At 38.0% G+C, this 13,736-nt stretch carries 11 protein-coding genes and 1 other RNA gene; 10 read left to right on the forward strand and 2 right to left on the reverse strand.

Going from position 1 to position 13,736, the window contains the following annotated elements; all coding sequences use genetic code 11:
* The first annotated feature begins 7 nt into the window (after positions 1-7).
* The 10 genes from ACVBAX_RS02870 (at position 8) to ACVBAX_RS02915 (ending at position 11,580) form a co-directional block, all read left to right on the forward strand.
* Positions 8-2,299, forward strand: coding sequence for a DEAD/DEAH box helicase (locus ACVBAX_RS02870; RefSeq protein ID WP_447115806.1), 2,292 nt, complete (start codon positions 8-10; stop codon positions 2,297-2,299).
* Positions 2,296-3,558, forward strand: a complete 1,263-nt coding sequence (locus ACVBAX_RS02875) for a ribonuclease H-like domain-containing protein (RefSeq protein WP_447115807.1) — start codon at positions 2,296-2,298, stop codon at positions 3,556-3,558. Before ACVBAX_RS02870 ends, ACVBAX_RS02875 begins: the two co-directional genes overlap by 4 nt.
* 325 nt (positions 3,559-3,883) lie before the next feature.
* Positions 3,884-4,261, forward strand: a complete 378-nt coding sequence (locus ACVBAX_RS02880) for a CotD family spore coat protein (protein ID WP_447115808.1) — start codon at positions 3,884-3,886, stop codon at positions 4,259-4,261.
* 76 nt (positions 4,262-4,337) lie between these two features.
* Complete coding sequence (locus tag ACVBAX_RS02885; protein ID WP_430773536.1) at positions 4,338-4,901, forward strand: DUF1273 domain-containing protein; 564 nt, start codon at positions 4,338-4,340, stop codon at positions 4,899-4,901.
* A 92-nt stretch (positions 4,902-4,993) separates the two neighbouring features.
* A complete protein-coding gene (gpsB, locus tag ACVBAX_RS02890; protein WP_430773065.1) occupies positions 4,994-5,299 on the forward strand; it encodes a cell division regulator GpsB in 306 nt (101 codons plus the stop codon).
* Positions 5,300-5,370: 71 nt separating this feature from the next.
* Positions 5,371-5,767: RNase P RNA component class B (rnpB, locus tag ACVBAX_RS02895), an RNA gene on the forward strand.
* 117 nt (positions 5,768-5,884) lie between these two features.
* On the forward strand, positions 5,885-7,027 hold the full coding sequence (locus tag ACVBAX_RS02900; protein WP_447115809.1) for a THUMP domain-containing class I SAM-dependent RNA methyltransferase: 1,143 nt from the start codon (positions 5,885-5,887) through the stop codon (positions 7,025-7,027).
* 70 nt (positions 7,028-7,097) lie between these two features.
* Positions 7,098-9,008, forward strand: a complete 1,911-nt coding sequence (locus tag ACVBAX_RS02905; RefSeq protein ID WP_447115810.1) for an ATP-dependent DNA helicase — start codon at positions 7,098-7,100, stop codon at positions 9,006-9,008.
* Between the two features lie 101 nt (positions 9,009-9,109).
* Complete coding sequence (locus ACVBAX_RS02910; protein WP_447115811.1) at positions 9,110-10,630, forward strand: carboxypeptidase M32; 1,521 nt, start codon at positions 9,110-9,112, stop codon at positions 10,628-10,630.
* A gap of 41 nt (positions 10,631-10,671) precedes the next feature.
* Positions 10,672-11,580: a DMT family transporter gene (locus ACVBAX_RS02915; protein ID WP_430773069.1), complete on the forward strand. Its 909-nt coding sequence runs from the start codon at positions 10,672-10,674 to the stop codon at positions 11,578-11,580.
* 16 nt (positions 11,581-11,596) lie between these two features.
* Here ACVBAX_RS02915 and ACVBAX_RS02920 read toward each other — a convergent pair whose 3' ends face one another.
* The gene (locus ACVBAX_RS02920; protein ID WP_430773070.1) at positions 11,597-13,246 is read right to left on the reverse strand and encodes a b(o/a)3-type cytochrome-c oxidase subunit 1; all 1,650 of its coding nucleotides are present in this window, start codon (positions 13,244-13,246) and stop codon (positions 11,597-11,599) included.
* Positions 13,246-13,722 (reverse strand): cytochrome c oxidase subunit II, encoded by a 477-nt coding sequence (locus tag ACVBAX_RS02925; RefSeq protein WP_447115812.1) that lies wholly within the window; start codon positions 13,720-13,722, stop codon positions 13,246-13,248. The genes ACVBAX_RS02920 and ACVBAX_RS02925 overlap by 1 nt, the downstream gene beginning before the upstream one ends.
* Between the last annotated feature and the right edge of the window lie 14 nt (positions 13,723-13,736).

Genomic DNA, 13,736 nt, shown 5'->3' on the forward strand with positions numbered 1-13,736 from the left:
CTGTACAATGAAGGTAAGAAAAAGTTTACAAGATCTTATTGTTGAGTTGAAGAAAAATGAAGAATTTAAAGACCAAATCGTGCATTGGCATACAATAGAAGAAAGAGAAGCAAAAACATCGGAATTGCCTAATGACCTCCATCCTAACTTACAAAGGGCATTGCAGGAGAGAGGAATTGGAAGGCTGTTTACTCATCAGAAATCATCTTATGAAGCGATTAGACGGGGAGAAAGCGTGGTTGCAGTGACACCTACGGCTTCTGGTAAGACGCTTTGTTACAATCTCCCTGTTATTCAAACGGTCATCGAATCGATGGATTCTAGAGCCTTGTATATCTTTCCTACTAAGGCGCTAGCACAGGACCAAAAAAGTGAGCTTAATGAGCTAATAACAGCAACAGAGCTTCAAATTAATAGTTACACATATGATGGAGATACTCCTGCAAATATAAGAGAAAAAGTAAGGAAGGCTGGACATGTCGTCATAACGAACCCAGATATGCTTCATTCGGCCATTCTCCCTCATCATACCAAGTGGGTATCGTTATTTGAAAATTTAAAGTTTGTTGTCATTGATGAGCTACATATTTATCGTGGTGTATTTGGGAGTCATGTCGCAAATGTAATTAGGCGTTTGAAAAGAATCTGTGAATTTTACGGAAGTAACCCTATTTTTATCTGTACTTCTGCGACAATTGCTAATCCACTTGAGTTAGCTGAACATTTAACAGAAACAAACATGAGGTTAATTGATAATAATGGTGCACCAAATGGCAGGAAGCATTTTCTTTTTTATAACCCTCCCATTGTAAACAAACCTTTAAATATTCGAAGGAGCGCAACGCTTGAGGTTAGAAATATCGCACGTATATTATTAAAAAATAAAATTCAAACCATTGTTTTTGCGAAAAGCAGAGTGAGAGTCGAAATTTTACTATCGTATCTCCAAGAGCTTGTAAAGTATCAACTTGGTCCAAAGGCGATAAGAGGATACCGGGGTGGATATTTGCCAACGGAGCGACGAGAAATTGAAAAAGGTCTAAGGAACGGGGACATCTATGGTGTCGTAAGTACAAACGCTTTAGAATTAGGAGTGGATATAGGTCAGTTGCAGGTATGTATTATGACGGGTTATCCAGGTTCGATCGCAAGTTCATGGCAACAAGCGGGAAGAGCTGGGAGAAGACATGGAGAATCGTTAGTGATACTTGTGGCAAGCTCTAGTCCGCTAGATCAATACATTATACAGCATCCTGATTATTTTTTTACAAGCAGCCCAGAAACAGCGAGAATTAACAAAGATAACTTAATTATTCTTATTGACCATTTGAAGTGTGCAGCGTATGAGTTACCATTTAAGAAAGGTGACTATTTTGGAGAAACGGAAATTGAAGAACTTCTAGAATACTTAGTAGAAGAACGGGTGCTTTTTGAAAATGGTGAGAAATATTACTGGATGAATGATTCGTTCCCTGCCCACAATATTAGCTTGCGTTCTGCCTCACAAGATAATGTTGTCATAATAGACCAATCAGATGTTTCTAAAGCGCGTGTGATAGGTGAAATGGATCTTTTTTCCAGTATGACCTTACTGCATGAAGAGGCTATTTATTTGCATCAAGGAACACAATATCAGGTGGAAAAGCTCGATTGGGAGGAAAAGAAGGCATTCGTTCGAGAGGTAGCTGTTGATTATTTTACGGACGCCAATTTAGCGGTCGAATTAAAAGTATTAGAGATTGATAAGAATAGGGAAAATTCAATGGTAGAAGTTGCTTATGGAGATGTTAGCGTATTAGCTAAAGCAACGATCTTTAAAAAAATCAAATTCGAAACACATGAAAATATAGGGTCCGGACCAATTCATTTACCGGAAGTTGAGCTTCATACGAGTTCTGTGTGGATTTCGATTGAAAAAGCCTCCACTGAATTACCAGAGGAACGTTTGGATCAAGGCTTAATTGGAATTTCTCATGCGTTTAAACATATTGCTCCTTTATTTGTTATGTGTGACCCACAGGATATTCATGTCGTTCCACAAGTGAAAGCTGTGCACAATGAAAAGCCGACGTTATTTTTCTATGACCGCTATCCTGGTGGAATTGGACTTAGCGAAAAGATCTATGATGGAATGGAAATAATTATTAAAGAGGCGAAAGAGATGATTACCCGTTGTAATTGTCATCAGGGTTGTCCGTCTTGTATTGGCACAGATCCTACGGCGGAAACGGCAAAGATTGACTGCTTGAAAATATTAAATTTGTTTCAAAATGAAGTGGGAAAGGGTAGAGTCAGTTGAGTTTGAAAAATAAGCTAAATCGATTAAAACCTCATCTATCTATTCCAGAGAGCTCGAAACAAAGTTCGAGTACTCTACCTGTAAAGTCAAATAAGGAAATCCCTTTTTTAGATGAGTGGAAGGAGAATGGAGTTACTCCGTACTTTTTAGAGGACGATTATTGCCTTGTAAGAGAAGTAAAGTATCCGTTTGATTACCAACATGGCAGATATCAGTTAGGCGAATTTATTGACGCTGTGAAAGCTTGGAATGAATCAAATATCTCTCATCCACTGTCAGCAAAGGGGTTTCTACCAGAGCAATTGTTTTTTTTCGATACAGAAACAACAGGACTGGGTGGGGGAGTAGGAAATACGATTTTTCTTCTTGGACATGCCACGTTGGAAGACAATCATTTTGTTGTGAGACAGCATATTCTTCCACGACCCGGAAGCGAAATTCCTCTGTATACTAGTTTTCTTGAAAAGGTTGATTATACGACGCTAGTGACGTATAACGGAAAAGCCTTTGATTGGCCACAAGTAAAAACAAGGCATACTTTGCTAAAAGATCATGTTCCAAAGTTACCTTCATTTGGACATTTTGATTTGTTTCATGCCTCTCGAAGAATATGGAAGCATAAGCTAGACCGATTAAAGCTATCGATCGTCGAGAAGGAAATTCTTGATATTCAAAGAGTCGATGACGTTCCAGGATTCTTAGCACCGATGATTTACTTTGACTATGTTGAAACGCAAAAGCCAGAAGGAATGATTGGAATTATCAAACATAACGAGATAGATATTCTATCCCTTATTAGTTTGTATACCCATTTAACATTTCAGATTTTAAGAATGGATCATGATCAAACGGTGAAAGAAGCTTTTGAGGTGGGCCGTTGGTTTTCTTACCTTGGGGAAGATTCGGCTGCTGAAAATACATTTATAGAATTAGCGTCAGGGGAAAGTATGGAAGCCTATCATTCTCGCTGGCAACTATCTTTACAATTAAAGAAGAAGAAAGATTATGAAGCGGCTAGTGAAATTTGGGTGAAATTGTCGAATGTATCTGACGATGTGATTGCCTTTGACTCCTCACTTGAACTTTCTAAGTGGTATGAACATAAAAAAAGGGATTATGAGAAGGCACTTCAGTTCGGAGAGAAAGCGAAATTATTACTTGAAAAACGTAGTGATTGTAAGATGGATCAGATATTTGATCTCGAAAAACGTCTGGAAAGAATCACAAGAAAATCTTGTAACAAAAATGTAAAAAAATAATCGACAAAATCCGCCTTTTTGGTGTTGTCTCCCCTTAAATTAGAGGGTAAAATGTATCATTGAGTGATAAATGCTAGAATAAAAAGTGGAGATGGATGAATTCGATGTATAAAGCAATTTTGTTTATGTTTTTTCTTGTTGTCTGTTTAACTGCGATTATTTTTACGAACTTAAAGGAAAGTTTTTATACATTAATGTAACCTTTGGGTCTAATAACAAAGAAATCAGCGAAAATAGGTATTTGCATTAGTACAAGATGGACTTCTTTATCATAGGCTGTTATTGTAAAGCACAAAAAACACTATTCGAAAGGAGAAGTTCAAATATGCATAAAAAACATTGCGGACCAACTAATGTATTACCTGCTGTTGTTCACCCAACAAAATGCTGTGTAAATCATACTTTCTCAAACAATGTGGTGCCACATATTCACCCTCAGCATACAACAACTGTCAATCACACCAATTTTGAACACCAACACTTCTTCCCACAAACACAGTCTGTTGTTAATGAAGTGACTCATACTCAAAGCTTTGCACCACCTCGTCCTGTACCTGGACCATTTCCAGCGCCAGGATTCGGAGGAGCACCAGGCTTTGGAGCAGGCCCAGGATTCGGAGCAAGCCCAGGATTCGGAGCAGGCCCAGGCTTTGGAGCAGGTCCAGGATTTGGAGCAGGACCTGGACCATCTTTTGGAAGATAATACTTCTTACAAGGGCTTATTATTAAGCCCTTGTTTATTCATATATAAGGCCTTGAGAGAGGGAGCAAATCGATTGATTAAAATGGTATATATATCGGGTTATAAGGCCAGTGAGTTAGGTATATTCAAAGAAAATGATCCTGGCGTTGTATACATAAAACTGGCTATAAAAAAAGCCCTTCTTCAGCTGTTAGACCAAGGGCTTGAATGGGTAATGGTATCAGGTCAGCTCGGTGTAGAAATGTGGGCGGCAGAAGTCGTTATTGAACTGAGGAAAAAGGACTATCCGGACCTAAAACTAGCAATAATTACCCCGTTTTTAGATCAAGAAGGTAACTGGAGCGATAAAAATAAGGAGTGGTATCACTCCATTATCCAGAGGGCCGACTATGTAGACTCAGTTACAAAAAGGAAGTACGATAGTCCAGCCCAATTTCGGCTTAAAAACCAATTTGCCATCAAAAAAACGGATGCATTGCTTCTTGTATATGACGAAGAAAGAGACGGAAGCCCGAAATACTTACTTCAAACCGCCAAACATTATCAAGAGAATAATGAATATCCCATCACACAAATAACCTTCTACGACCTTCAATTATTAGTCGAAGAAGAACAGCAAAAGCAAAAAGATTTTTATTAAAAGTGACCCATATAAAAGAAAAATTGACAAAAGTGCATATTTTTGAAAAAATATAGATAATGTTTCTTTGAGTGACCGAGGTGAAATAATAAATGCAAATAGATAAAGTGAAGCTAACTGCGAAAGACATATTGGAAAAAGAATTTAAAACAGCCATGAGAGGCTACAAGCCAGAGGATGTTGACAAATTTCTTGATGTAGTAATTAAAGATTATGAGATTCTACAGCAAGAGATTGAAGAACTTCAACAGGAAAACGCACGTTTGAAGAAACAATTAGAAGATGCTGTAAGAAGACCTTCCGTTCAGCAACCATCCGCTGGTACAACAAATTTTGATATTCTCAAAAGATTATCAAATCTAGAAAAGCATGTTTTCGGTAGTAAATTATACGATTAACAGAAATTACCATGTAAGAAGGCATTGATATTTCATTCACAATTACATATAATATGTATTGTTCGTTAATAACGTTCGGGTAATCGCTGCAAGGATCGTAAGTGAATTGTAGAGGAAAGTCCATGCTCGCACGGTCTGAGATGACCGTAGTGTTCGTGCCTAGCCAATTCATAAGCTAGGGCAGCTAGGTTTATACTTGGCTGACGGCAGGGAAAATGCCTAAGTCCATTAGGATATGGCATGAATACCTTGAAAGTGCCACAGTGACGGAGCCCATTTAGAAATGAATGGGGTGGAACGAGGTAAACCCCACGAGCGAGAAACCCAAATTATGGTAGGGGCACCTTCTCTTAGGAAATGAACGAGGGGAAGGACAGGTTCATTTGAATCTGTAGATAGATGATTGCCACCTGAGTACGAGACGATCAGTCGATGGTAGTACAAAGGAACAAAACATGGCTTATAGAACGTTATTAATGGAATTGTATGAGTGTTTTCTAATGATAGCTCTCCTCTGTTGGAGAGCTTTTCTTGTATTATACATATAATAAACAAGGCAAGATACATTCTGTCTGAGGTGAAACGATGACGAAATTTGAATTAATAGCTACCGCAGCGATGGGGCTTGAAGCGGTAGTGGCGAAGGAAGTAAGAGATTTAGGGTATGAGTGTACGGTTGAAAATGGACGTGTTCGTTTTCAAGGGGACGAGATGGCCATTTGTAAGAGCAATTTGTGGTTACGTACAGCTGACCGAGTGAAAATTAAAGTAGGAGAATTTAAAGCCAAAACTTTTGATGAATTGTTTGAAAAAACAAAGGCATTACCTTGGGAAAAATACCTACCAGAAAATGCTGAGTTTCCTGTGTCAGGGAAGTCAGTGAAATCAACTTTATTCAGTGTTTCAGATTGCCAAGCGATCGTCAAAAAAGCAATTGTTAACCGTTTAAGCACTCATTATCGTAGAACAAGCTGGTTCGAAGAAAATGGTCCTCTGTTTAAAATTGAAGTGTCTTTATTAAAGGATACAGCCTTGATAACCATTGATACTAGTGGAGCGGGCTTACACAAAAGAGGATATCGTGCGGAACAAGGAGAAGCACCAATTAAGGAAACGTTAGCAGCAGCACTAGTAATGCTAACAAATTGGACACCAGACCGCCCATTTGTTGACCCTTTTTGTGGTTCAGGAACGATTCCAATAGAGGCTGCTTTGATAGGGCAAAATATTGCGCCAGGCTTTAACCGAGAATTCGTTTCCGAAGGATGGGACTGGATTCCCGATAAGCTATGGGAAGATGCGAGAAACGAAGCTGAAGATCTTGCAAAATATGATCAAGAAATAGATATTTTTGGTTCAGACGTTGATCATAAGATGGTAAATATTGCTAAGGCTAATGCGTTTGAAGCTGGTTTAGGAGATGTAATTCAATTCAAACAAATGCAAGTAAAAGATTTTACGACGACAAAGGAATATGGTGTAATTGTTGGGAACCCACCATACGGAGAAAGACTAGGGGATAAGCCAACGGTTGAAAAAATGTACACAGACATGGGACAAGCTTTTTCTCCATACGAAACATGGTCGGTTTACATGCTAACGTCAAATGAACGGTTTGAAGAATGTTACGGAAAACCAGCAACCAAAAAACGAAAATTATTTAATGGGTTTATACAAACGAATTATTATCAATACTGGGGTAAGAGACCACCTAGAGAAATAAAATGATTTAAAACTGACTCGCTTACGAGTCAGTTTTTTATCGCTTAGTTCTGAATAAAGTACTGGAGGGGTTACTTTGCAAAAACAGCTACCATTCACCCTATCTAAATCTGAATCCTTTTTTGAGAAATTAGGGGATTGGATCGGGGATGTGTTCTATGATTTACTACCAGAAGAGGGATTTGAAGTACGTGACGAACAAATCTATATGGCATTTCAACTAGAAAAAGCCTTTCAAGAAAATAAAGTAATGTTTGCAGAAGCTGGTGTAGGTACAGGAAAGACAATTGTTTACCTTTTGTATGCGATCTGTTACGCTCGTTACAAAAACAGACCGGCAATTATTGCCTGTGCAGATGAAACACTTATTGAACAGCTTGTTAAAAAAGAAGGAGATATAGCCAAGCTTGAAAAAGCGTTGCAGCTCAATATTGACGTTCGATTAGCTAAATCAAGAGATCAGTATTTGTGCTTGAATAAACTAGATCAATCCGTTGCGTCTTCCGATGTACATATGGATGTGTTCCATCAATTGCCTGATTTTGTACATACAGGAATATCAATGCAATCTTTTGAACGATACGGAGATCGTAAGGATTTTCCAAAACTGTCAAACGAGCAGTGGAACGAAATAGCATGGGATAGTTTACAAGACTGCTTTTCTTGTGATCAGCGTCATAGATGTGGACAAACATTGCACCGTGATTATTACAGAAGTTCACAGGATTTGATTATTTGTTCTCATGATTTTTATATGGAGCATATTTGGACGAAGGAAGCAAGAAAACGAGAAGGCCAGCTTCCGCTACTGCCTGAAAGCTCATGTGTCGTGTTTGATGAGGGTCATCTTTTAGAATATGCCAGTCAAAAGGCTTTAACGTATAAGTTAACAGAACAAACACTTGAAACATTACTAGAGCGTCTAACCGCTAATGATGTAAGGGATAAGACTCTTAACCTAATAGACGAATCCATTATTGCTAGTGAACGATTTTTTGAAGTTTTACAAGATGCATCTGAAAAGACAGTAGGCTCTGATAAGCAGATGATTAAAAAAACACCGGACGTGTTAGCGAAAGGGAAAAAACTTGCCTCTTTATTATCGGATCTGGAAGAAGAACTTGTTTTTGAAAGTGAATTATATGTAATTAATGAATATGACCTAAAGATTGTCGAAGGATATTTGGAGCAGATAACGTATTCATTAAGTTTATTTTTAAAGGAGCTAAAAGGAATTATTTGGTTTGAGGAACATGAGGGAAAACGAACGCTCGTGATTATGCCGAGAATGGTGGAAGATATCATGCGTGAAGAGGTATTTTCACAGAAAAAGCCATTCATTTTTTCTTCTGCAACTCTATCCGAAAATGGCTCATTTTCATATACTGCTAAAAGTCTTGGAATAGATGAATTTTTATCATTCCGTGTAAATTCACCGTTTAATTATGAAGAAGCGATGGAAATACAGATGCCTTACTTGACCTCAGTTGATGAAAAATGTATGTATACTGTTAAGCAATTGATAGAAGCCGGAGGAAAGGGGCTAGTTTTGTTCTCCAATGATGAAGAACAGCAGTATTTCAAACATCATCTTCGAGAAGAACTTCCTTTCCCGATCTATTTTGAGGGAGACGCCGAAATAAGTACGTTAGTTTCGAAATTTCAACAGGAAGAGAGTGCTGTACTTTGCTCCACCCATTTGTGGGAAGGGCTCGATATTCCAGGTTCTTCATTAGAGAATGTATTCATCTTTTCTCTTCCATTTCCACCTCACGATCCCGTATTTACTGCGAAAAGGGAGAGTACAGAAAACTTCTTTGAGGAAGTGGATATCCCGTATATGCTTCTCCGACTACGCCAAGGAATCGGTCGTTTAATACGCACACATGAAGACAAAGGAAAAGTGCATATTTTAATGAATCAAAAAGAGTCCCAAAAAATAATTGATCTCGTTCATTCTTCTTTACCTGTATCGGTATCGAAATAAGCTTGGAGCAGATATTCATCTGCTCCTTTCTTATTTATTCAAGATTTTTCCTGAAAATTATGATAAAATTTTTGCGAGAAGGTTTTAGAGGAGGGAACAGGATGGTTATTGCCATAAAGCAAATGGAACGAGAGTTTTTGGACTATGTAAAAAAAATGGGCGCGTATAAAGAAGCGCTTGCACTTATATATTGGGATCTTCGAACGGGAGCACCGAAAAAAGGGATGGAGCAGCGTTCAGAAGTCATTGGTATGCTTTCTAGTGAAGTATTTAAAATGTCAACGTCTGAGGAAATGGCTGCATACATAGCAAATCTGACACAAGTGACACATGATAATGAACTGAGCGAAATAACAAAAAAAACGGTTGCTGAGTGTAAAAAGGAATACGACCGAAACAAAAAAATTCCAGCTGAAGAATATAAAGAATTTGTTATCCTTCAGTCAAAATCAGAGTCAGTTTGGGAAGAGGCAAAGGATATTTCCAACTTTTCCATGTTCCAACCATACCTTGAGAAGATAGTTGATATGACAAAAAAATTTATAAACTACTGGGGCTACACGGGAAATAAATATAATACTCTCCTAGATATGTATGAGCCTGGTATTACAGTAGACGTTCTTGATCAAGTATTTAGTGAACTTCGAGAAAAGATCGTTCCTCTTGTTCAACAAATAAAGGAATCAGAAAACAATCCAAACACACAATTTCTGTATAAACATTTTCCTAAGGAAAAACAGCGAGAATTTAGTTTGGAGATACTAAAAAAAGTTGGATATGATTTTGAATCTGGTAGATTGGATGAAACGGTTCATCCATTTGCAAGTGGCTTAAATCCAGGAGATGTTCGTGTGACAACGAAGTACGATGAAAATGACTTCCGTACAGCTATATTTGGTACGATACACGAGGCAGGACATGCATTATATGAACAGAATATTTCGTCTGCATTAATCGGAACTCCTTTATGTACGGGAACATCTATGGGAATTCATGAATCACAATCTCTATTTTATGAAAATTTCATTGGTAGAAATCCTTCTTTTTGGAAAGGTAATTTTGACTTGCTAAAAGAATACGCTCCTACTCAGTTTCAAGATGTTTCGATTGAACAATTTTACCGAGCAATTAATGAATCAAAGCCATCGCTTATTCGCATAGAAGCGGATGAACTAACTTATGCATTGCATATTATGATCAGATACGAAATTGAAAAAGGGATTTTTAATGATGAAATAGAAGTAAAGGACTTGCCAAAAGTTTGGAATGAGAAATATGAAAAATATTTAGGAATTACTCCAGATAATGATTCAAATGGAGTTCTGCAGGATGTTCATTGGTCTGATGGAAGCTTTGGTTACTTCCCGTCCTATGCGCTTGGTTATATCTATGCAGCACAACTGAAGAATGCCTTGCTGAAGGATATCCCGAATTTTGACCAGTTGCTTGAGGAAGGAAATCTTCTGCCGATAAAAGAGTGGCTAACTGATAAAATACATCAGTATGGAAAAATGAAGTTACCTCTTGAAATGATTAAAGATATTACAGGAGAGGGCTTAAATGCTTCCCATCTAGTTTCCTATCTTTATGATAAGTATGAAAATATTTATCAGTTAAAATAAAAACTTAGGATCACAACATGTCGTCCTTTTAGGAGGAAATCATGCATCTTGCTTCGAGCTTTTCTATTGGATTAGCAGCATTCCTATGGGGGCTACTCGCCCTTTTTGTAAGAGAGTTAAAAGTAGCGGGATTTACAGCTATGGAGATTGTTACGATTCGAGTGGGATTTGCGTTCCTTCTCCTATTCATTATCGGAATCGTCAAGAACAGGGAACAAGTGAAAATTAGATTTCAAGATACCTATCTTTTTATTGGAACTGGAATCTTTAGTATTGTATTTTTTAATTGGTGTTATTTTACAACCATTAATGAAATGAATGTCTCTTTAGCCGTTATACTCCTTTATACATCACCTGCTTTTGTTACCATTCTCTCATTTGCTTTTTTAAAGGAAAAGCTTAGTCGAAAAAAAATCGTGGCCGTGATAGGTACCGTCATAGGATGTGTACTTATTGCAGGTCTCCAAATGGAAGAAACGACTAAGATGACAACAATAGGATTGTTCATCGGATTAGGATCTGGATTTGGTTATGCGCTTTACAGTATATTTGGAAAGCTAGCACTTCAAAGGTATGCGCCCTTTACGGTTACGTATTATACATTTCTTATTGCTTCTCTAACTTTAGTTCCATCTACAGCATTGTGGACAAAGTCAAGTATACTGTTTCAGCCAACAGTGGTTTGGTATAGTGTAGGTCTTGCGTTGATCACAACGGTAGCGGCCTTTTTTTTATACACATGGGGATTAAAGAAAACAGATAGCAGCAAGGCATCTATTATTGCCACGGTCGAACCGGTTGTCGCTACCTTATTAGGGTTGTTCTATTACAATGAAACATTAAGTATGATACAAGTCATTGGAGGTATAATTATACTTTCTTCAGTTATTTTAGTCAGTTACGAAAAGAAAAATAAATTACCTGTAGAAATAACAAACAGCGCCCATTAATAGGCGCTGTTTGTTATTACCATAACTTGTAACCTTTTGATCCAATTGGAGCATTCTGAATCATATCAATAAATGGTATGGTGTAAGCGAACAAGATCAGTAACGCAGTAATTCCTAACCAAAGTTTCCAGTTTTCAAATACCATTGGTGTTTTTTCAGCTTTATCATTGACTTCCCCAATTGGAAATTCTTCTTCTCCTTTTGGAGCGAAAAATGCTAAATTAACAAAAATGTAGAGCATTAGAATAATCGCAATGAAAAGGATTGTGCCACCCACAGCTTGAGCGATTTGATACGGTATCCATTCAGTAGCTTGAGCAGCTCCTCCATACTCTGAAAATGAAGAACGACGTGGTGCACCTAGTAAACCAGCTGCGTGCATCGCACCTGACATAAAGGTCATACCGATTGCCCAAAGGACTCCTTGATAAATCGCAAGTTTATTCATAGCTTTTGTTAATACACGGCCTGTTATATGTGGAACGAGCCAGTAAGAAATACCGAAGAAAGTTAAAACAACTGCGGTTGCAAGTGTTAAATGGAAGTGTCCAGTAACCCAAATCGTATTATGAATCACTTGGTTCAACTGATGAGAAGCATTCACCAGTCCACCTGCACCTGCAGGTATAAATGAAAGCATTCCGATAAAAGGTACCGTGAATCTTGCATCTCCCCAAGGAAGCTTCTTAAACCATCCGAAGAGTCCAGTTGCTCCTTTTGAGCGACCATAGCTTTCGAAAGTGGCAAAGAGGGAAAAGGCGGTCATTAATGATGGAATGACAACTAAAAAGGTTAAGATAACCTGTAAAAACTTCCAAGCCGGATCAATTCCAGGCTCCATTAACTGATGGTGAAAACCAACAGGGATAGAGAATAGTAAAAATAAGATAAAGGACAAACGAGCAAGCGAATCAGAGAAGATTTTTGCACCAATGACTTTTGGAATGACGACATACCATGCCATATACGCAGGTAATAACCAGAAATAAACAAGTGGATGTCCGAAATACCAGAAGAGTGTTCGGCTAACTAGTACGTCCACTCGATCAACAATTCCGAGAGACCATGGAAGTAACTGGAATAATACAGTTGCAGCAACACCTATTGTTGCGACAATCCATAACATTGTATTAACAACAGCCATGAACGTAATTAATGGACTTGGCTGACCAGGGTTTTGCTTTCTCCAGCTAATATATTTACCTAGTACTGCTGCTCCATCTACCCAGCTGCCTACCACAACAAGTGTTAGACCTAGGTAATAAATAAAATGTGCTTGTAATGGCGCATAAAAGGTATAAAGAACAGAAGCTTTATTTAGTAGAATCATTGTGGCTGCCATTAGCGTTCCAGCAGTCATTAACCAAAAGCCAATCCAGCCTAATTTTCTTTGAAGATTGGATAATGTACCTGAGGTGCGACTTGTGGCAGCAATTTGAAAGCCCATAATGAAGAATGTTGTTAAAACAAGCCCGAGCACAACACCGTGAACCGTTAATATTTGATAATAACCAATTCCTGCAGGTAATACAAATTTACCAGATCGTACTAATGTTTGCAGAAGACCCGCCAGCCCACCGACAGCCAAAGCGATAAATGCCACATAAAAATGGGCCATAACTAATTTTCCATCTCGTGGATCGATTTTCGCATTTAATGTATTCATTATTCCACCACCTTGATTTTAGACGTCATCATGTGATGTCCAGAACCACAATATTCATTACATAAAATTAAGTATTCTCCAGCTTTGTCAAACGTTGTGATATACTCGCTTATATAACCTGGCTCTAACATCATGTTAATATTTGTTCCAGCAACTTGAAATCCGTGAATTACGTCTTTTGTTGTTGCAATTACCTTTACTTTTGCTCCAAGTGGAACTTCAATCTCTCCTGGAGTATAAGCAAAAGCTTGAGCTACATATATTAATTCATAGTCCCAGTCTTTGCCCTCAACTTTTTTAAGTCCTGGCTCGTTGAATGGGGCAGTTGTATCAACTTTTTCAGGATTGATTGTAGCTAAGCAGCTTGGTGGTTGATTTCCGAGATAAAAGGCGCTAACACCTAAAACGGTTAGGAAAACTAAAAGTGTCCCAATCCCAAATATCAGCCAAATTTTTTCAAACTTATGCATATGCATGGTAAATATATCCC

It is taken from the genome of Robertmurraya sp. GLU-23 (assembly GCF_052983275.1).